General features: G+C 41.4%; 20 protein-coding genes. 12 read left to right on the top strand and 8 right to left on the bottom strand.

Going from position 1 to position 20,606, the window contains the following annotated elements:
- Nucleotides 1-9: 9 nt before the first annotated feature.
- Nucleotides 10-285 carry a hypothetical protein gene (locus MHI08_RS06850; protein ID WP_024424743.1) on the bottom strand — a complete coding sequence of 92 codons (276 nt, stop codon included), beginning with the start codon at nucleotides 283-285 and terminating at the stop codon, nucleotides 10-12.
- Nucleotides 286-428: 143 nt separating this feature from the next.
- Between MHI08_RS06850 and MHI08_RS06855 the strand changes: the two genes are divergently transcribed.
- Nucleotides 429-2,048 (top strand): ATP-binding cassette domain-containing protein, encoded by a 1,620-nt coding sequence (locus MHI08_RS06855; protein ID WP_024426884.1) that lies wholly within the window; start codon nucleotides 429-431, stop codon nucleotides 2,046-2,048.
- A 38-nt stretch (nucleotides 2,049-2,086) separates the two neighbouring features.
- On the opposite strand, the gene MHI08_RS06860 is transcribed toward MHI08_RS06855, so the two are convergent.
- The 3 genes from MHI08_RS06860 to mreBH all read right to left on the bottom strand — a co-directional run bounded on the left by MHI08_RS06860 (nucleotide 2,087) and on the right by mreBH (nucleotide 4,640).
- The gene (locus MHI08_RS06860) at nucleotides 2,087-3,319 is read right to left on the bottom strand and encodes an aminopeptidase (protein WP_024424744.1); all 1,233 of its coding nucleotides are present in this window, start codon (nucleotides 3,317-3,319) and stop codon (nucleotides 2,087-2,089) included.
- 107 nt (nucleotides 3,320-3,426) lie between these two features.
- The gene (locus MHI08_RS06865) at nucleotides 3,427-3,558 is read right to left on the bottom strand and encodes a protein YkpC (protein ID WP_342500103.1); all 132 of its coding nucleotides are present in this window, start codon (nucleotides 3,556-3,558) and stop codon (nucleotides 3,427-3,429) included.
- A 74-nt stretch (nucleotides 3,559-3,632) separates the two neighbouring features.
- Nucleotides 3,633-4,640: a rod-share determining protein MreBH gene (mreBH, locus tag MHI08_RS06870; protein ID WP_024424745.1), complete on the bottom strand. Its 1,008-nt coding sequence runs from the start codon at nucleotides 4,638-4,640 to the stop codon at nucleotides 3,633-3,635.
- Nucleotides 4,641-4,915: 275 nt separating this feature from the next.
- Here mreBH and MHI08_RS06875 point away from each other — a divergent pair, with 275 nt between their 5' ends.
- The 5 genes from MHI08_RS06875 to ade all read left to right on the top strand — a co-directional run bounded on the left by MHI08_RS06875 (nucleotide 4,916) and on the right by ade (nucleotide 10,186).
- Entirely contained in the window at nucleotides 4,916-5,194 is a 279-nt protein-coding gene (locus tag MHI08_RS06875) for an AbrB/MazE/SpoVT family DNA-binding domain-containing protein (protein WP_024424746.1), read from the top strand.
- Nucleotides 5,195-5,339: 145 nt separating this feature from the next.
- Nucleotides 5,340-6,650: an ATP-binding protein gene (locus MHI08_RS06880; protein WP_342500104.1), complete on the top strand. Its 1,311-nt coding sequence runs from the start codon at nucleotides 5,340-5,342 to the stop codon at nucleotides 6,648-6,650.
- Nucleotides 6,651-6,654: 4 nt separating this feature from the next.
- The gene (locus MHI08_RS06885; protein ID WP_342500105.1) at nucleotides 6,655-7,491 is read left to right on the top strand and encodes a gamma-glutamylcyclotransferase; all 837 of its coding nucleotides are present in this window, start codon (nucleotides 6,655-6,657) and stop codon (nucleotides 7,489-7,491) included.
- A gap of 37 nt (nucleotides 7,492-7,528) precedes the next feature.
- On the top strand, nucleotides 7,529-8,197 hold the full coding sequence (locus tag MHI08_RS06890) for a TrkA family potassium uptake protein (protein WP_008345123.1): 669 nt from the start codon (nucleotides 7,529-7,531) through the stop codon (nucleotides 8,195-8,197).
- 261 nt (nucleotides 8,198-8,458) lie between these two features.
- Nucleotides 8,459-10,186, top strand: coding sequence for an adenine deaminase (gene ade / locus MHI08_RS06895; RefSeq protein WP_339241301.1), 1,728 nt, complete (start codon nucleotides 8,459-8,461; stop codon nucleotides 10,184-10,186).
- A 99-nt stretch (nucleotides 10,187-10,285) separates the two neighbouring features.
- On the opposite strand, the gene rnjA is transcribed toward ade, so the two are convergent.
- Both rnjA and MHI08_RS06905 read right to left on the bottom strand, forming a co-directional pair.
- Nucleotides 10,286-11,953, bottom strand: coding sequence for a ribonuclease J1 (gene rnjA, locus MHI08_RS06900; RefSeq protein WP_012009818.1), 1,668 nt, complete (start codon nucleotides 11,951-11,953; stop codon nucleotides 10,286-10,288).
- A 5-nt stretch (nucleotides 11,954-11,958) separates the two neighbouring features.
- Nucleotides 11,959-12,168 (bottom strand): DNA-directed RNA polymerase subunit epsilon, encoded by a 210-nt coding sequence (locus MHI08_RS06905; RefSeq protein ID WP_008345114.1) that lies wholly within the window; start codon nucleotides 12,166-12,168, stop codon nucleotides 11,959-11,961.
- 397 nt (nucleotides 12,169-12,565) lie between these two features.
- Here MHI08_RS06905 and MHI08_RS06910 point away from each other — a divergent pair, with 397 nt between their 5' ends.
- The gene (locus tag MHI08_RS06910) at nucleotides 12,566-13,345 is read left to right on the top strand and encodes a Cof-type HAD-IIB family hydrolase (RefSeq protein WP_025092365.1); all 780 of its coding nucleotides are present in this window, start codon (nucleotides 12,566-12,568) and stop codon (nucleotides 13,343-13,345) included.
- Between the two features lie 38 nt (nucleotides 13,346-13,383).
- On the opposite strand, the gene def is transcribed toward MHI08_RS06910, so the two are convergent.
- A complete protein-coding gene (gene def / locus MHI08_RS06915) occupies nucleotides 13,384-13,941 on the bottom strand; it encodes a peptide deformylase (protein ID WP_024424751.1) in 558 nt (185 codons plus the stop codon).
- Nucleotides 13,942-14,052: 111 nt separating this feature from the next.
- Nucleotides 14,053-14,244: a YjcZ family sporulation protein gene (locus MHI08_RS06920; protein WP_029706718.1), complete on the bottom strand. Its 192-nt coding sequence runs from the start codon at nucleotides 14,242-14,244 to the stop codon at nucleotides 14,053-14,055.
- 233 nt (nucleotides 14,245-14,477) lie between these two features.
- Between MHI08_RS06920 and MHI08_RS06925 the strand changes: the two genes are divergently transcribed.
- The 5 genes from MHI08_RS06925 (at nucleotide 14,478) to lpdA (ending at nucleotide 20,528) form a co-directional block, all read left to right on the top strand.
- Complete coding sequence (locus MHI08_RS06925) at nucleotides 14,478-15,146, top strand: YkyA family protein (protein WP_342500106.1); 669 nt, start codon at nucleotides 14,478-14,480, stop codon at nucleotides 15,144-15,146.
- 420 nt (nucleotides 15,147-15,566) lie between these two features.
- A complete protein-coding gene (pdhA, locus tag MHI08_RS06930; RefSeq protein ID WP_024424754.1) occupies nucleotides 15,567-16,682 on the top strand; it encodes a pyruvate dehydrogenase (acetyl-transferring) E1 component subunit alpha in 1,116 nt (371 codons plus the stop codon).
- A gap of 3 nt (nucleotides 16,683-16,685) precedes the next feature.
- A complete protein-coding gene (gene pdhB / locus MHI08_RS06935) occupies nucleotides 16,686-17,663 on the top strand; it encodes a pyruvate dehydrogenase complex E1 component subunit beta (RefSeq protein WP_012009824.1) in 978 nt (325 codons plus the stop codon).
- 107 nt (nucleotides 17,664-17,770) lie between these two features.
- Nucleotides 17,771-19,111 (top strand): dihydrolipoamide acetyltransferase family protein, encoded by a 1,341-nt coding sequence (locus MHI08_RS06940; RefSeq protein WP_024426891.1) that lies wholly within the window; start codon nucleotides 17,771-17,773, stop codon nucleotides 19,109-19,111.
- Nucleotides 19,112-19,115: 4 nt separating this feature from the next.
- Nucleotides 19,116-20,528: a dihydrolipoyl dehydrogenase gene (gene lpdA, locus MHI08_RS06945; protein WP_024426892.1), complete on the top strand. Its 1,413-nt coding sequence runs from the start codon at nucleotides 19,116-19,118 to the stop codon at nucleotides 20,526-20,528.
- The last annotated feature ends 78 nt before the right edge of the window (nucleotides 20,529-20,606 follow it).

The following is a 20,606-nucleotide window of genomic DNA, read 5'->3' on the forward strand; positions in this document are numbered from 1 at the left end:
GGGTCGTTTTTAATTTGGTGTGAGCACCGTCACAATGATCACAATCGCAAGAACAGAAGCGAACACAGATCCGGTAATGGCTAAAACGGATCGAAACAATCCGATCTTTTGGTTTTCTTTTCCCCGCTTTTGTAAAAAGCGTTTGGAAAAGATGTGAACCAGTGTGTAAATCAGGACAAGCCCAATATAAAGGCCAAAGTCCCTCGCATTAAAGCCTGTTGCAGATAAATAAATGCCCATAAAGAAAATCAATAAACAGTATTCCATCAGTGTGAGTAATCTCAAATCGCCCGAACTCCTTCAATCAATCATTCCCGTTTATTATATCATAATAGACAAAAAGCCTTCGTTCTTAGCGAGAGACGTTTCTATCAAACGTTATTCATGTTATACTTCATAATGATGAATGAGTGATGGAGGATTAATAAATGATTGCAGTAAATAATGTTAGTTTGCGCTTTGCTGATCGTAAACTATTTGAAGAAGTAAATATTAAATTCACTCCTGGCAACTGCTACGGATTAATTGGTGCCAATGGAGCTGGTAAATCAACGTTCCTAAAAATTCTTTCTGGCGAAATTGAGCCTCAAACGGGCGATGTTCATATGAGTCCTGGCGAGCGTTTAGCGATTTTAAAACAGAACCACTTTGAATACGAAGAGTTTGAAGTGCTGAAAGTCGTCATCATGGGTCACAAACGTCTATATGATGTGATGCAGGAGAAAGATGCGATCTATATGAAACCTGATTTCTCAGATGAAGACGGGATTCGTGCAGCAGAACTTGAAGGTGAATTTGCCGAATTAAACGGCTGGGAAGCTGAAAGTGAAGCAGCGATCCTATTAAAGGGTCTTGGCATTCCAGAAAGCCTTCAATCGAAGAAAATGTCTGAGCTTGGCGGTTCGGAAAAGGTAAAAGTACTTTTAGCTCAAGCTTTATTTGGCAAGCCTGACGTTCTTCTTCTCGATGAGCCGACGAACCACTTGGACTTACAAGCAATCCAGTGGCTCGAAGAGTTCCTCATTAACTTTGAAAATACCGTCATCGTCGTTTCGCATGATCGTCATTTCTTAAATAAAGTATGTACTCATATTGCGGATCTTGATTTCGGAAAAATCCAAGTATATGTCGGTAACTATGATTTTTGGTATGAGTCCAGCCAGTTAGCGCTGAAACTAAGCCAAGAAGCAAATAAGAAAAAAGAAGAACAAATTAAGCAGCTTCAAGAATTCGTTGCCAGGTTTAGTGCGAACGCTTCTAAATCGAAGCAAGCGACATCAAGAAAGAAATTGCTTGATAAAATCTCTTTAGATGACATTAAGCCGTCTTCACGTAAATATCCGTATGTTCATTTTGCACCAGAGCGCGAAATCGGAAATGATGTCCTTCAAGTAGAAGGTCTATCAAAAACAATTGACGGTGTAAAAGTACTGGATAATGTCAGCTTTATTATGAACCGCGAAGATAAAATTGCGTTCTTAAGCCGTAATGAGCTTGCTGTGTCCACATTATTTAAAATTCTTGCTGGTGAAATGGAGCCAGACAGCGGATCATTTAAATGGGGCGTCACAACGTCACAAGCCTTTTTCCCGAAAGACAATAGTGAATACTTTGAAGGAAACGATGTTGATCTCGTGGATTGGCTCCGTCAATATTCTCCGAATGATCAAAGCGAAAGCTTCCTGCGTGGTTTCTTGGGACGTATGCTTTTCTCTGGGGAAGAAGTGAAGAAAAAAGCAAGTGTCTTATCAGGAGGAGAAAAGGTTCGTTGTATGTTATCAAAAATGATGCTGTCTGGAGCGAATATATTGCTGCTGGATGAGCCAACGAACCACTTAGACCTAGAATCCATTACAGCGCTGAATAACGGTCTCATGAGCTTTAAAGGAGCCATGCTCTTCTCATCTCATGACCATCAGTTTGTTGAAACAGTCGCAAACCGGATTATCGAAGTGACGCCAAATGGCATCGTCGATAAACAAACAACATATGATGAGTTTTTATCAGATCAAGACATCCAAAAAAGACTTGAAGAGCTTTACGCATAACACAAAAAAGACATCCAAATGTGGATGTCTTTTTTTGATTAAATCGCCCAGTTTCCATTTCGGAAGATCGGTTCGCGTTTCCCGTCTTTTGTGATTCCGTCAATATTCATTTCCTTTGAACCAATCATAAAATCAACGTGTGTAATACTGCTGTTCACACCCGCAGCATCCAATTCCTCTCGTTTCATTTCTTTTCCGCCTTCGATATTAAACGCATATCCGCTGCCGATGGCAAGGTGATTTGATGCATTTTCATCGTAAAGTGTATTGTAATAAAGAATATTTGAGTTAGAAATTGGTGAATCATCTGGTACGAGGGCAACCTCACCTAGATAATGAGAGCCTTCATCTGTTTCAACGAGAGATTTTAAAATATCTTCGCCTTCTTTTGCTTTCACATCCACAATCCGGCCGTTTTCAAAGGTTAATGAAAACTCATCAATGATGTTTCCAGCATAGCTGAGCGGCTTTGTGCTTGAGACTGTCCCGTTTACACCGTCTTTTTTCGGTACGGTAAAGACTTCTTCTGTCGGCATGTTGGCCATGAACGAAACGCCGCGTTCACTTACGCTGCCAGCACCTACCCAAATATGCTGCTCTGGAAGCTCGATCGTTAAGTCTGTGCCAGGTGCTTCATAATGAAGCTTGTGGTAGTGGCGTTCATTGAGTATTTTGACCTTTTCGTTTAATGACGCATCGTGCTTTTTCCAAGCCTCAACTGGATCTGCTTGATCAGCGCGTGCGACTTTAAAGATTTGATCCCACAATAACGTGACAGCTTCTTCATCTGTATGGTCAGGGAAAATCTTTTTCGCCCATTCTTTTGATGCAGCACCTACGACTGTCCAAGCGACTTTGTCAGATTGAACGTATTGACGATATGTATGTAGTGCTGAACCAGCAGCTTTTTGCTGTGCAGCGATTTTTTTCGAATCAATGCCTCGCAAAAGGTCAGGGCTTTCTGACAGGATGGTAATAAAAGCGCCTCCGCGTTTTGCGATGGTTTCCATCATCTGTGCTTCCCATTCAGGGAATTGCTCAAATACATCTTGCGGTGCATGTTCATACTTTAAACGGGTGAGAACACCATCACTCCAGCGGATATGTACGTTTTTCGCCCCGCGCTCATACGCGTGTTTCGCTACAAGACGAACAAGATGTGCAGATTCAGTAAATGCGGATACAACGACTTCCTGTCCCTTTTGTACATTCACACCGACTTCAACGATGGTCTTCGCATATTGATCTAGTTGTTTTTCAAATGAACTCATAAAAAACCCTCCTTTAGTCATGTTCATCATATCAGATTTATGACCGAAAAGGAAAATGGGGAGCCCGTTTAAAGCTAAAATAAAAAAGCCGCTTTCGTGCGGCTTTTTTAGCGGTTCAGTTGTTTCACAGGCTGTGTATTAGAAGGCGGCATATGTGAAAACGACAGGCTCATTCCTCCTAAAATAATACCCGTTAAAATGACTGTGACAACGACCCGTTTACCTAAATCAAGCAACATGTTCTTCCTCCTTCACGTTTATCCATTTCTCACGATATGATCGAAATGACAAAAAAAGAAGTAGAACAAGAAGATTATTTTAAAGTTTTTTGCAATTTGTCGATCACTTCTAATGAACGACCTGTTCCAATTGCAACAGATTCAAGGGGATTGGCTGCAATATGGACTGGAACAACAATCTCTTGAGAAAGCCATTCTTGTATTCCATTTAAAAGAGCGCCTCCGCCAGTTAAAATGACGCCGCGGTCTACAATATCTCCGCTTAGCTCTGGAGGGCTGTCCTCTAATGTGGCACGGATCGCTTCTAAAATATGAAGAAGTGATTCTCGCATGGCGCCTTGAATTTCATGAGAGACAAGTGTGATCGTTTTTGGCAGACCTGTCACAAGATCGCGCCCGCGCACTTCTAATGATTCAGGCTCATGCTCAATGAGACCATACCCAATTTCCATTTTCACCTGCTCGGCAGTCCGTTCACCGATTAATAGGTTATATTTCTTTCTGACAAACGTAATGATATCTTCATCCAGCTGATCGCCGCCAATTCGGATCGAATGACAAGAGACAACACCGCCAAATGAAATGATCGCAACTTCTGTTGTTCCGCCGCCAATATCGACTACGACGTTCGCAACAGGCTCGTCTACCGGAAGATCAGCACCGATTGCAGCTGCAACAGGTTCTTCAATTAAATGCACATGTTTTGCTCCGCAGTTTTTCACAGCATCGCTGATAGCGCGGCGCTCAACAGCTGTTGAACCAGAAGGTGTACATACAACGACAGTTGGCTTTCTGAAGGTAAACCCGATATTTTTTCCTGCTTTTTTCATGATTTGTTTAAGTAAATCTGTTGTCATATCATAATCAGCGATGACACCGTCTTTCATCGGACGGATCGCAACAATTTTCCCAGGTGTTTTCCCGATCATTTCTTTTGCTTCTGATCCGACGGCAAGTACAGTCTTTGTTTCTGTATCAACTGCTACGACGGACGGTTCATTTAAAATAATTCCCTTATTTTTACTATAAACCAATATGTTAGCTGTTCCTAAATCAATTCCAATTTCGGCATTTTGAAACATGTTTTCACCCAATCTCTATTTTTGCTGTTTTAAACAATTTTACATTTAAAAGTTCAGAGGGTTGATGTCATTTGTGGGGGTTTGTGATCACCTTGAAATGAATCTGTAAAATTCAAGTATCATTTTGACAATCACAATAAATTTTCCCTTTGTTTTTTCTTTTATGAAAAAAATTTTTATAGAGGAGAAACCTTTTAAGAATCTCTTACGTCTACGATATATCAATTGGTGAAAACAGATTGATCTTGAGCTAATGAAAGAAAGAGGGAACGAAATTGAAATCTATCGGAGTCGTAAGAAAAGTAGACGAACTAGGGCGTATTGTGATGCCAATCGAATTGAGAAGAGCACTTGATATCGCTATTAAAGACAGTATGGAATTTTTTATAGATGGAGATAAAATCGTCTTGAAAAAATATCAGCCAGAGGGCGTTTGTCTCATGACTGGTGAGATTACATCAGAGAACCATGAATATGGAAATGGTCAAATTACATTAAGCGCTGAAGGCGCAGAACTGCTGTTAAAAGAGCTGCAAGAAGCTCTTCAGAAGTAATCAAAATAGCCTGCTCTCTTCCTTTGTGCTGAGAACAGGCTATTTTTTCTTTAAAAAAGTTCCTTAAAAATGCCCCATCTCCCTCAAAAAATAAGTGGAAAATGGTACAATTGACAAAGAATCTCAGGGCGGCAGGTGGAATCATTTGAACAAAACATATCAAGTGCGGATTGTGTTATCTGTTCTTGCATTTATCTTAATCATAAGCTGGGATTTCTTTTATTATCTAGGCGGCTATCAAATTAATTGGCCGCTCGATCTAGCCTTTACAGTCGTTGTGTTAGCAGGGATCTGGATTGTCTCAGGATATGTAGACCGCTTGAATTTACTTGTGTCAGATCTAAATAAGAGAGAAAAAGAAGCACACGAACTGACAGAGCGGCTGAATCGAATTACAGATAACTTGCAAGAAATTGTCTTTGAAACAGATGAAAAAGGGCACATCATCTTCTTAAATCAAGCATGGAAACAAATGACCGGCTATGACATAGATGAATGTCTAGGTACGATGTACAATCAGTACTTTGATCAAGAAGAAAGAGTTATTCAGCATTTGTCATCTGTCATCAAAGAGCATAAAGATTCAGGGCGGATCGAGCTGCAGCTTCTTCATAAAGAGGGAAAGAAAGTATGGGGAGACGTTCATTATAAGCTCTACTTTGATGAGCAGCACCAGTTTACTGGAGGTATTGGAACAGTTGCAGATATTACAAAACAAAAGCTGGCAAAGCTTGAACTTGAAAGATCAAATCAACAAGTGCAAATGCAGGCGCAAAAGTTAGCCGTTGCAGGACAAATAGCCGCTGGAATCGCCCATGAAGTCAGAAATCCGCTGACCTCAGTAAACGGCTTTTTGCAGCTGATGAAAACACAATATCCTGAAAGAACCGATTATTTTGACATTATCTTTTCCGAAATTAAACGGATTGATTTTGTTTTAAGTGAGCTGCTTGTGCTGGCAAAGCCGCAGTCGGTCCATTTTCAAGAAGTTCAGCTTCATGGACTGTTAGAGCAGGTCATTACATTGCTGAAAACCAATGCAGTCCTTGCGAATATTGATCTCAAACAGCCATTTAAAAAGCAGGATGCCGGCGCTATATTAGCAGACGCTAATCAAATGAAGCAGCTGTTCATTAATTTAATCAAAAATGCCATTGAGGCAATGCCCGAAGGCGGCAGCATATACATATCAACAGAAAAAGTGATGAACGAATGGAAAATTACCATTAAAGATGAAGGAAAAGGGATGTCTGAAGAGGATATTCAGAAAATATATGATCCTTTCTTCTCTACGAAAACAGAAGGGACGGGACTTGGCCTCACCATCTGTGCAGCGATTTTAAAAGATCATCACGGTAGGATGGATGTGGTCAGTGAGCTGGGAAAAGGTACAGCTTTTCATATCTATTTACCCGTGTGGCAAAAATGCAGACAGCAGCAAGGCGAGAGGACGTGATTTCATGAAGGTGAAAGCTTTATTTGTATATGGGACGCTTTTGCAGCATGAAGAGCACCACGAGGCGTATATGAAAGATAGCAGGTCATTAGCTAAATCAGCTTGGATCAGCGGCAGAATCTATGATACAGGTCAAGGATACCCTGCGTGCGTTCTAGAAGAGAAAAGCACAGTATATGGAGAATTGTACGAGGTAACCGCAAGCACGCTGAATAAGATAGATTTTCTTGAGGAAGGGTATGACAAGCAGGTGGTCGATGTCATGACAGACCAAGGGCTGGTGGCGGCTGTTACATACACTTTACCAAAGCAGAAGGCATCATCTCTGAAGGAGATCGAGAGCGGCTGCTGGAAGGAATATAGACTGTGGCAGCAGAAGCCGGCATCCTTCTATTATTTTGCCTATGGCTCCTGTATGGATGATGCAAGATTTAAACTGGCAGAAGTTGATCATTATTTTAAACAAATCATCGGCGGCGGTGCTCTGAACGGCTTTACAACTAGATTTACGTTGGTGAGGCCTGATGGATCAAGAGCAGATATGGTAGAAGACGGCGGAGAAACAGAGGGCGTTTTATATGAGGTTCCTTTTGATGCCATTCGATATTTGTACAAACGAGAAGGCGTCTATGAGGGCACATATCGTCCAGCTTTTGTCGATGTCAAAATAGGTGATCAAATATATGCAGACTGTTTAACCTTTCTAGTTCTTCAAAAGAGCGAAGAAATTGCTCCGCCAGGTCATTACCGCAGTGAAATTGAAAAAGGAGCAGATCTTTACTTAAGTGAAGCGTTCCGCAAAAAAATTCGCTCGCATATGGATTCGTTAATCAAACCGTAGTAAAATGCATGGTAAGTGAGATAAAAGGAGTCTGAACATGAAAAAGGAATATGCAGTCATTGGTCTTGGACGCTTTGGCGGAAGTATTTGCAAGGCGCTGAGCGAAGAAGGACTTGAAGTCATGGCCATGGATATGAATGAAGATCGAGTGAACGAATACGCGAAAATTGCGTCACATGCGGTCATTGGTGATTCGACGGACGAATCTGTTTTAAAAAATCTCGGCATTCGCAATTTTGATCATGTCATTGTTGCGATTGGTGAAAACATTCAGGCCAGTATTTTAACGACGATCATGCTGAAAGAGCTTGGCGTCAAAATGGTCACAGTAAAGGCGCAAAACGACTATCACGAGAAGGTACTAAATAAAATTGGGGCTGACCGCATCGTTCATCCAGAGCGGGACATGGGCAGACGAATTGCACATAAAATCATCTCCAATAACGTATTAGATTATCTTGAGCTGTCAGATGAGTACAGCCTCATTGAAATCGTTGCCAACAGCAGGCTTGCAGGGCATTCTCTTCTAGATCTCGATATTAGAGCGAGATATGGCATTAATATTGTGGCGATTAAGCGTGGGAAAGAAGTGATTGTTTCACCGCTCGCAGATGAAATGATTCAAAAAGAAGATATTCTGATTGTCATTGGGGCAGTTGCCGATATTGGACGCTTTGAAAAACGAGAAATGCAGAACGATTATTAAACACCCTGGGCGGGGTGTTTTTTTATATGATTGTGTACACATGAGGTGGACAGTGAAGAGGGAAGAAGACATTTAAAAGGCCTGTTTTGTTCTGCATAAACAGCTAAAGTCAATCATCATATTTTTCGTGCAATTATCACTATTCAGAAATAAAAATCAGTCTTTTTATCTGGATGATTTTCTCTAAATGTCATTGACTGGGCAAACAGATTCGTTTACGATAAGAAACATTATATTGTTTACTTGGAGGAGGCAGTGTCGTTGGATAAGGAGCTTTTCAGACATCAAATTGAGGTAGCTGCAAAGAGAAAAAAAGCAGCCCTAGTGATTAAACATGCGAAGGTTATGGACGTGTTTAACCAGGAATGGCTAGACGCTGATGTCGCTGTTGAAAATGGACAAATAGTAGGGATTGGAGAGTACGAGGGAGAACAGGAGCTGGATGCAGCAGGTCAAATGCTTGTACCCGGTTTTATTGATGGCCACGTTCATATCGAGTCCTCTATGGTGACCCCGGCTGAATTCTCCAAAGCTGTCGTCCCGCGCGGTGTGACAACTGTCGTAACAGACCCGCATGAAATTGCCAATGTGTCAGGGATCACAGGTATCCGTTTTATGCTGGAAGAAGCGAGAAAAGCTGCCTTAAATATTTATTTCATGCTGCCATCCTGCGTACCGGCAGTTAGTTTTGAGCGATCAGGTGCTGTTTTAAAAGCGAAAGATTTAAAGCCTTTGTATCAAGAGAAAGAGGTTCTTGGTCTTGCCGAGGTGATGGATTACGTCGGTGTGGAGCAGGCAGAAGAAGATATGCTTCAAAAGCTGCTTGATGCTCAAAATGAGAATAAATTGATTGATGGCCATCTAGCAGGCTTAACAGACCGATTAATAAACGTTTACCGCACAGCTAGTGTCCAAACAGATCACGAGGTAACAACAGCCGGCGAAGCCCTTGAACGTGTAAAACGAGGCATGTATGTCATGCTGAGAGAAGGCTCTGTTGCCAAAAACGTGAAAAACGTTTTACCAGCTGTGAATGAAAAGAATGCGAGACGTTTTTTCTTTTGTACCGATGATAAACATTTAGATGATTTAATGGCTGAAGGAAGTATTGATGAACAAGTACGTATGTCTATAAAAGAAGGGTTAGACCCATTTTTAGCGTATCAAATGGGAAGTTTAAACGCAGCAGAGTGCTTTGGCCTCAAAACAAAGGGAGCCATTGCGCCAGGCTTTGATGCTGATTTTATGCTTGTCTCTGATCTTCATCAAGTAGACATCACCAGCGTATTTATTGCAGGAGAATTGGTGGCGCAGCATGGAGAGTACACGCCAAGTGTCGAAAAAATTGCACCAAGTCCAGCCTTATTACAATCTGTTCATGCTATAGATGTTCAAGAGCAGGATCTGTCTCTGCCTATCACAGCTCATCAAAAAATGAATGTCATCCGCATTATTCCGAATCAGCTAGAAACAAAATTAGAATGCATCTCTCCTTCAGAAACGAACGGACAATTCACTAGTGATACAGAAAGAGATGTATTAAAAATGGTGCTTGTCGAACGCCATCAAGGCTTATCTGAAATGGGGATAGGGGTTGTCAGCGGCTTTGGATTAGAAAAGGGCGCAATTGCAACAACGGTTGCGCATGATTCTCACAATTTAATTGCGGTTGGCACAAATGATGCTGATATCGTGAAAGCCATTGACGCATTAAAAGAAGCAGGGGGCGGTTTGACGGTTGTCAAAGAGGGTCAGTCTCTTCATACGCTACCATTACCGATCTCTGGTTTACTTTCAGATCAGCCGGCACATCTTGTAAATGAAAGCCTTCATGCACTCCATGAAGCGTTGAAAGAAACAGGCTTTACTTTAGATTTTAATCCATTTTTGACGCTGTCCTTCTTGGCACTCCCAGTCATTCCTGATGTGAAAATGACGACAAAGGGTTTGTTTGATGTCAGAAGCTTTCAGCATCTCCCAATTCAATAAAAAATGAGAAACCGCATGTGTACCTTGTATATATGCGCTTTTTTCAATGAATAGTGAAAAAAAGAGACACAGCCAAGCGGCTTGTGTCTCTTTTTATGATTACACTTCCATAATAATCGGTAAGATCATTGGACGGCGTCTTGTTTTTTCATAAAGGAAAGGTGCAAGGGTGTCAGTAATTTCGTTCTTAATTTCAGACCACTGAGTTGTCTTACGTTCCATTACTTTTTCAAGATGCTTCGAAATTAAATCCTGTGCATCGTTGATCAGGTCTCCAGATTCTCTCATGTAGACAAAACCTCTTGAGATCAAATCAGGACCAGCAGAGATTTTGAATTCTTTCATGTCCATGCTCACGACGACAATGACAAGACCTTCTTCAGAAAGAATGCGGCGGTCTCTTAAAACGATGTTTCCGATATCGCCAATACCGCTTCCGTCGATATACACGTTGCCTGATGGAATTTTGCCAGCGACACTTGCTTCGTCACCTTTAAGTGCAAGAACTTCACCGTTATCCATGATAAAGCAGTTTTCCTCAGGGATGCCGCAATCATTCGCAAGCTTGATATGCGTTTTTTGCATGCGGTATTCACCGTGAATCGGCATAAAGAATTTTGGTTTAATTAAACGGAGCATGAGTTTTTGTTCTTCTTGTCCGCCGTGACCAGATGTATGAATATTATTAAGCGAGCCATGAATGACCTCAGCACCTGCACGATAAAGCTGGTTAATGGTGCGGCTTACACTAATATTGTTACCTGGAATCGGTGAAGATGAGAAGACAACAGTGTCTCCAGGGTTAATAGAAATCTGGCGGTGAGTACCGTTCGCAATACGAGAAAGAGCTGCCATCGGTTCACCCTGGCTTCCAGTACAAAGAATGGTCACTTTGTTTGCCGGAAGGCGGTTGATTTCATTATGTTCAATAAACGTGTTTTTTGGACATTTAATATAGCCAAGATCTTGACCAATATCAATGGCAGATTCCATACTGCGTCCAAATACAGCGACTTTTCTGCCGTTGGCAACAGCAGACTCAATCACTTGCTGAAGTCTGTGAATGTTTGAAGCAAACGTGGCAAAGATGATGCGTCCATCGACTTTTCTAAAGATGTCATCAATGCTTTCACCTACGCGTCTTTCAGACATCGTAAATTCTGGGATTTCACTATTTGTACTATCAGATAAAAGACAAAGGACGCCTTCTTTTCCGATCTCAGCCATTTTGGTTAAATTGGCAGGCTCGCCAACAGGAGTAAAGTCAAACTTGAAATCACCTGTATGTACGATGTTACCAGGAGGTGTCTTGACGACAATTCCATAAGAATCTGGAATACTGTGAGTCGTTCTAAAGAAAGACACAGCTGTTTTTCTAAATTTAATGGTATCTTCTTCTTCAAAAATGTGAAGTTTTGTTTGTCTCAAGAGACCGTGCTCTTCCAATTTATTACGAAGTAGGCCGATTGCGAGTTTGCCGCCGTAAACTGGAATATTCACTTGCTTGAGAAGGTAAGGGATACCGCCGATGTGGTCTTCATGTCCGTGAGTGATGAAAAGACCTTTGATTTTATCTTCGTTTTTAACTAAGTACGTATAGTCAGGGATGACGTAGTCAATTCCAAGAAGCTCGTCTTCAGGAAACTTAATACCTGCATCAATTAAAATGATTTCATCTTGAAATTGAACGCCATACGTGTTTTTACCGATCTCGCCTAAACCGCCGAGCGCAAAAACTGCCGCCTGATCGTTTTTAACAAATTTCATTCCTCTCATAGCTCCAATACTTTAAAATTTTCACTTTCTCGTTCATAGTCTAAAAAAGCACCGTCTACAGGCTGAATGAATTCAATGTTGTAGTTATGTTTTTTCAACTTATCGCGTACGTCTCTTTCAGAAACCGCTTCAACGTATAGTGAATCTGTGTGTTCTCTTACAGGTACCTCAGTAGTACTTGCCTGAAAAAATACCTTATATATCATCCAAATCTCTCCTTAAATACCGTATGTTACACTCGCTTATTCTATTATATTAAAAAAACGCGCATAAGAAAAGTCTCTGAGAAAAAAGGACCTTCGGCAAATGTGCGGAAGATCCCTTTAAGCAATCGATTTTTTACGAAGCATGTCCTTCCATTGTCTTCGAATTTTCTTACGCAGACGACGAAGCATCACATGCCGCCTCCTTTCGGGTTGAAGTAAGCTTAACCAGCGTGTTCCGGTCTCTCTATATACTTGTATTATATGATGTTTCTATTGAATGTTACATGGTTATATGTGGGAAATAGGCGCTTTCAAAAGGAATTGGTTTCGAAAGCGGAAATCTTTCTGTATGATGAAAGGGAGTGTGTATACATAACGAAGAGCAGGAGGGCGAGATATGAATAAAAAAGTCATCTTCTTTGATATCGACGGTACTTTATATGACCATGATAAAAATATACCTGAGTCAACGAAGCGAGCGGTTCATTTATTAAAAGAAAAAGGTCATCATCTCTTCATTGCATCTGGGCGTTCTCCTTTTCTGATTCGGCCCATTTTAGAAGAATTAGGGCTTGACTCATTCATTGCTTATAACGGTCAGTATGTCATGTATGAGGGAGACGTTATTTACGGCAATCCGCTGAAGCAGGAGCTGATGGAGCGGATTTATGAGACAGCGGATCGTCATGATCATCCGCTTGTTTTTATGGGAGAAGAAACGATGAAGGCGTCTGTGCCGAATCATCCGTTTATCCATGAAGGAATCGGTACTTTAAAAACCGAGCATCCTGAGCACGATGTATCTTTCTTTAAAGAAAACGACATTTTTCAAATGCTGTTATTTTGTAAGGCAGAAGAGGAAGAGGAGTATAAGGCATTCCGCGAAGAAATTGACCTTGTCAGATGGCATGAGCTGTCAACAGATGTTCTGCCAAAAGGCGGATCAAAAGCTGAAGGAATCAAACGAGTCATCGAAAGACTTCCTTATGATCAAAAGGATACCATTGCCTTTGGAGACGGACTGAACGATAGAGAAATGATTTCGTTTGCTGGAACAGGCGTGGCGATGGGAAATGCTGTGAGTGAATTGAAGGCATTGGCTGATTTTGTGACAAAGCCAGTAGATGAGGACGGCATATTCCATGCAGTGACCCAGCTTGGCCTCATTGAAGAATAAAAAAGAAGACCCTTAGATCGCCGGGTCTTCTTTTTATGTCATGATCTGCCGATCGCAACAGAGTTTTCTGGCTCAGCGAATGGCTGATCCTTTTGAATATGATCATAAAACATAATGCCATTTAAATGGTCAATTTCGTGTTGAAAGACAATGGCAGGGAACCCTTTTAGACGGATATCAATGTCCTCTCCTTCAAGCGTAGTGGCCTTGACCCTGATTTTTTGATATCGAGGAACAAATCCAGGGATGGCTTCATCAACTGATAAGCAGCCTTCACCAGTCGCTAAATAAGCTCTTTTGACTGAATGACTGACAATACGCGGGTTGAACAGAGCATAGCTGTATTCTTCTCCGTCTTCATCCTCACAGTGAACAGCGATCATTCGTTTACTAATATTGATTTGCGGAGCTGCCAATCCAACGCCGGGTCTTAGTCCGTATTTTTCAGCAATGTCAGCATCCTGACTGTTTTTGACGAATTCGATCATGTCAGCTAATTGCTGTTTTTCCTCTTCTGTCGGCGGGAGCTCGACCGCTTCAGCTGTTTGTCTTAAGACGGGATGTCCGTCCCTTACGATATCATCCATGGTAATCACAAAACTTCACTCCTATTTCCTTTGTATGTAAAGTATATAAAATGATACACAACATATGCAATGAAATAAAGAAGACCGGTCCTATGAGACCGGTCAGAGGCTTAAACAGCCTTAGCAGCAGCCACCGCCGCCTAAAAATGCTGCGCCAACGATAATTAATAGGATGAAAAGCACAACGATTAAAGCGAATGTACGTCCGCCGCCGTATCCGCATCCGTATCCACCGCCATAGCTTGGGTAACAACAGCCGCCGCCATATCCACCACCGAATCCATACCCGTAACCGCCGTATCCACCATACATACTTCCATGACTATAATTAGACATACTTTTGACCTCCTTTGGAAATACACTTGGCCTCTCATAAGTGAAGGCGAAGCGTGTAATATAAACTATGTATGAATGCACTATTTGTATAGTCATGCGCCTATTGCTTGAAAAAAATCTTCTCCGCCTCATTTGACTGACCTCTTTCCTTGTCACAAACGTCTATAAAAATTATAGTGGTATGTGGAGATGTAAAGGGGGACCTTGTCATGAGACAGATGAAAAGAAGCATGAAAGCAGGTGCTGCTTTAGCGGGGATATGTACCCTTTTGCTGACAGGGTGCGGAGGTCAAAGTCCATTCAATGATATGCAGGACGCAATGACGAAAATGAGTGAAAAAGAAGCATCCTTCGAAAAAGAGCAAGGTACACTGCAAAGCTATGAAGAAAAAGAGCAGAAGCTGTATAAAAAAATGATTCAAACAACAAAGGACCATACAAAAACAGTGGCAAGCCTTTCTGATCAGGCGTTAGCATCGGCAGCGAAACGAGAAGAACATTTAAAAACAGAAAAAGACAGTATGGATGAATCGAAAAAAGAATTGAAAATGGTAAAGGAATCTGCGGCACGATTGCAAGATGCGGAGTTAAAAGAGAAAGCAGCTCAAACGGTCAAATCGATCGAGAAACGATATGCGTCATATGATCAGCTTTACAAGGAGTATCAAAAGGCGCTGAAACAAGATCAGCATTTGTATCAATCTTTGAAGAAAAAGGATCTAGGGTATGAAGAGCTGAAGTCAAAGCTGAAGACAGTGAATCGTTCATATAGCAAAGTTAGAAAAGAAAGTAAGGAGTTCAATCGATATACAGATCAATTGAATGATCATAAAAAGGCTTTGTATAAAGCAGCAGATCAAGAGTCGAAAAAGAGCTGAAAAACAGCTGAAAAACAGCTCTTTTTTTATTTTTCGACAAAAACAAACATTTTCTATTGTAGTACAGTAGTACACTCTATACTAGTACAGATTAGGTTGTTTGTTAAACAGATTGATACAGTTCACCATAAAAAGTAAAGCGAATACATTTATTTAAATAAAGCCGTTAAATCAATTGACGGACTATTTTTCTTGTTGTAAACTATTCCTTGTTAACAGAAGTTGTATTAGTTTTTTGTGAACTATCGTTAATACAGTTAGAAGGACTCAAAAACGAGTGGTCAACCAATGTTTCGACAACGATCTTAGTGGCTATTATATACAGGAGTCATATGAGTATTTTGGGTTATCCTATATCTGTATGTATAAATGGATTCACGACAAATGGACTGTTAAAAGAAAGGAAGAGGTGACTTTAGAATGGCTGCAAAAACAAAAAAAGCAATTGTTGATAGCAAAAAGCAATTTGATGCCATCAAAAAGCAGTTTGAAACGTTTCAAATTTTAAACGAAAAAGGCGAAGTCGTAAACGAAGCGGCAATGCCGGATCTTTCAGATGACCAATTAAAAGAATTAATGCGCCGTATGGTGTTTACACGAGTATTAGATCAACGTTCAATTTCATTGAACCGTCAAGGACGTCTTGGCTTCTACGCGCCAACAGCTGGACAAGAGGCTTCTCAGCTTGCAACTCACTTTGCACTTGAGAAAGAAGATTTCATTCTTCCAGGATATCGTGATGTACCACAATTAATCTGGCATGGTCTTCCGCTAACAAAAGCATTCTTGTTCTCTCGCGGACACTTTGTTGGTAACCAAATGCCTGAAGATGTGAATGCACTTTCACCGCAAATCATTATCGGTGCTCAAATCATTCAAGCTGCTGGTGTAGCTCTTGGTTTGAAAAAGCGCGGTAAAAAAGCTGTTGCAATCACTTACACTGGTGACGGTGGAGCTTCACAAGGTGATTTCTACGAAGGTATTAACTTTGCAGGGGCTTACAAAGCGCCAGCGATTTTTGTTGTCCAAAACAACAGATATGCGATCTCTACACCTGTTGAAAAGCAGTCTGCTGCACAAACAATTGCACAAAAAGCAGCTGCAGCTGGTATCGTAGGCGTACAAGTTGACGGTATGGATGCATTAGCTGTTTATGCAGCAACTGCTGAAGCTCGTGAGCGCGCTGTAAATGGTGAAGGTCCAACATTAATCGAAACTCTTACATTCCGTTACGGCCCACATACAATGGCTGGTGACGATCCAACAAGATATCGTACAAAAGAAGATGAAAACGAGTGGGAGCAAAAAGATCCATTGGTACGCTACCGCAAATTCTTGGAAAACAAAGGCCTATGGTCTGAAGAAGAAGAGAATAAAGTGATTGAAGATGCAAAAGAACAAATCAAACAAGCGATCAAAGAAGCTGACGAACAGCCTAAGCAAAAAGTCACTGACTTGATTGAAAACATGTACGATGTAAAACCATTCAACTTAGTTGAACAGCTTGAAATTTACAAACAGAAGGAGTCGAAGTAAGCCATGGCGCAAATGACAATGATTCAAGCGATCACTGATGCGTTACGCACAGAACTGAAAAATGACGAAAACGTTCTCGTTTTCGGAGAAGACGTTGGTAAAAACGGCGGCGTATTCCGTGCGACTGAAGGATTGCAAAAAGAGTTTGGTGAGGATCGTGTATTCGATACTCCACTTGCTGAATCTGGTATTGGCGGTCTTGCTATTGGCCTTGGACTACAAGAATTCCGCCCGGTAATGGAAATTCAATTCTTCGGATTCGTTTATGAAGTATTAGATTCTGTTTCTGGACAAATGGCTCGTATGCGTTACCGTTCTGGCGGACGCTGGCATTCTCCAGTGACAATCCGTTCTCCATTCGGCGGGGGAGTTCACACACCTGAGCTTCACGCTGACAGCTTAGAAGGTCTTATCGCACAACAGCCTGGTATCAAGGTTGTTATTCCTTCAACACCTTACGATGCAAAAGGACTTTTAATTTCTGCAATTCGTGACAACGATCCTGTAGTATTCCTTGAGCATATGAAACTTTATCGTTCTTTCCGTCAGGAAGTTCCTGAAGAAGAGTACACAATTGAAATCGGTAAAGCTGACGTGAAACGTGAAGGTTCTGACCTTTCAATCATCACTTACGGTGCAATGGTTCACGAATCACTAAAAGCTGCTGAAGAGCTAGAAAAAGAAGGCGTTTCTGCTGAAGTGATCGACCTTCGCACAGTAAGCCCGCTTGATATTGAAACAATCATCGCTTCTGTTGAAAAAACAGGCCGTGCGATCGTTGTTCAAGAAGCACAAAAACAAGCTGGTATTGCTGCAAACGTAGTAGCTGAAATCAATGACAGAGCGATCCTTAGCTTGGAAGCACCAGTACTTCGTGTAGCTGCACCTGATACTGTATTTGCTTTCTCTCAAGCTGAGAGCGTATGGCTTCCAAACCATAAAGATGTACTTGAAACAGCGAAGAAAGTTCTTGAATTTTAATTAAATGACAGAGGGGAAAAGAATTTATTTCTCTTCCCCTTTATCAATTACATGACGGTGTAAATATACACAACAAGGGTTCAACAAAATCTAGGAGGCGAAAAACAGTGGCATTTGAATTTAAACTTCCGGACATCGGAGAAGGTATCCACGAAGGTGAGATCGTTAAGTGGTTTGTTAAACCAAACGACGAAATCAATGAAGATGACGTTTTAGCAGAGGTACAAAATGATAAAGCAGTTGTAGAAATTCCTTCACCTGTTAAAGGAAAAGTATTAGAATTAAAAGTTGAAGAGGGAACAGTTGCAACTGTAGGACAAACAATCATTACGTTTGATGCACCTGGTTACGAAAATCTTCAATTTAAAGGCAGCGAAGAAGAAGGCGAAGCAAAAACTGAAGCTCAAGTACAAGGTACTGCTGAAGCTGGTAACGAGCCAGAGAAGAAAGAAGTAGCACAAGAAGAAGCGGCAGCAGCAACTGGTGCAGGCGCACAAGAGCAAGTAGACGCTGATCCAAACAAACGCGTGATCGCTATGCCATCTGTACGTAAATATGCTCGCGAAAAAGGCGTTGAAATTTACAAAGTTGCAGGTTCTGGTAAAAACGGCCGTGTGTTAAAAGAAGATATCGACAGCTTCGTTAATGGTGGTTCTGCAGCTCAAGAAGCAGCACCTCAAGCAGCTGAAAGTGCGAAAGAAGAAGCAGCTCCTAAAGCGGCAGCAGCTCCAGTTCTTGAAGGAGAATTCCCAGAAACTCGCGAGAAAATGAGCGGAATCCGCAAAGCAATCGCAAAAGCAATGGTGAACTCTAAGCATACAGCTCCTCACGTAACATTAATGGATGAAGTTGATGTAACAAACCTTGTTGCACATCGTAAACAATTCAAACAAGTTGCAGCTGATCAAGGAATCAAGTTAACTTACTTGCCTTACGTTGTAAAAGCTCTAACTTCTGCTTTGAAAAAGTACCCAGTACTTAACACTTCTATCGATGATAAAACAGATGAAGTTGTTCAAAAGCATTACTACAACATCGGAATTGCAGCTGACACTGAAAAAGGCTTGCTCGTTCCAGTTGTAAAAAATGCAGATCGCAAAGCGATTTTCGAAGTTTCTAACGAAATCAATGAGCTTGCAACAAAAGCACGTGATGGTAAATTGGCTCCAGCTGAAATGAAAGGTGCATCTTGCACAATCACAAACATCGGTTCTGCTGGTGGACAATGGTTTACTCCAGTCATCAACCACCCAGAAGTAGCGATCCTTGGTATTGGCCGTATCGCTGAAAAAGCGGTTGTTCGTGATGGCGAAATCGTTGCAGCTCCTGTCTTAGCTCTTTCCCTAAGCTTTGACCACCGTATGATTGACGGAGCTACTGCGCAAAATGCCCTTAACCACATCAAGCGTTTATTGAATGATCCACAATTAATTTTAATGGAGGCGTAATGTCATGGTAGTAGGAGATTTCCCAATCGAAACAGATACTCTTGTCATCGGTGCAGGTCCTGGTGGATATGTAGCTGCTATTCGTGCTGCACAGCTTGGACAAAAAGTAACAATCGTTGAAAAAGGAACACTTGGCGGTGTATGTCTAAACGTTGGCTGTATCCCTTCAAAAGCATTAATCAATGCTGGCCATCGTTTTGAAAATGCTAAGCATTCTGAAGACATGGGTATCAAAGCTGAAAACGTAACAGTTGATTTCACAAAAGTTCAAGAGTGGAAAGCTTCTGTTGTTAATAAGTTAACAGGTGGAGTTCAAGGTCTTCTTAAAGGAAATAAAGTAGACATCGTCAAAGGTGAAGCTTATTTCGTAGACAGCAACTCTGTACGTGTAATGGATGATAATTCAGCACAGACTTACACTTTCAAAAATGCAATTCTTGCAACTGGATCTCGTCCAATTGAATTGCCTACTTTTAAATACACAGACCGCGTGATCAACTCAACTGGTGCTTTAGCGCTTAAAGAAGTACCTAAAAAGTTAGTTGTCATCGGTGGTGGATACATCGGTACTGAGCTTGGTACTGCTTATGCAAACTTTGGAACTGAAGTTGTGATCCTTGAAGGTGGAGACGAAATCCTTCCAGGTTTCGAAAAGCAAATGAGCTCATTGGTTAAACGTAACCTGAAGAAAAAAGGAAACGTTGAAATCCATACAAACGCTCTTGCAAAAGGCGTTGAAGAAAAATCTGATGGTGTCACTGTTACGTTCGAAGTAAAAGGCGAAGAAAAAACAGTTGATGCTGATTACGTACTTGTGACTGTTGGTCGTCGTCCAAACACGGATGAGCTTGGTCTTGAACAAGTTGGTGTTGAATTGACTGACCGCGGAGTTGTCAAAACAGACAAACAATGCCGTACAAGCGTATCTAACATCTATGCAATTGGTGACATCGTTGATGGACCACCACTTGCTCACAAAGCTTCTTACGAAGGTAAAATTGCAGCTGAAGCAATCGCTGGAGAGCCAGCTGAAATTGATTACCTTGGTATTCCTGCTGTTGTATTCTCTGAGCCAGAACTTGCAACTGTTGGATACACTGAAGCAGAAGCAAAAGCAGAAGGAATCGAAATCGTTGCAGCGAAATTCCCATTCGCAGCGAACGGACGTGCACTTTCTCTTGATGCAACTGATGGCTTCATGAAAATGATCACTCGTAAAGAGGATGGTCTAGTTATCGGTGCTCAAATCGCAGGTGTTGGCGCTTCTGATATGATTTCAGAGCTTAGCCTTGCAATCGAAGCTGGAGTGACTGCTGAAGATATCGCTATGACAATTCACGCTCACCCAACATTAGGGGAAATTACAATGGAAACGGCTGAAGTAGCAATCGGAAGCCCAATCCACATCGTAAAATAATGAAACCTATGAAACCCTCTCCTTGATGGAGAGGGTTTTTTTGACGCCCTGAACACCATATGAAAAACCCCTCATGAG

Origin of the sequence: Bacillus sp. FSL M7-0791, from assembly GCF_038627085.1 — a bacterium.
GTDB lineage: Bacteria > Bacillota > Bacilli > Bacillales > Bacillaceae > Bacillus > Bacillus safensis.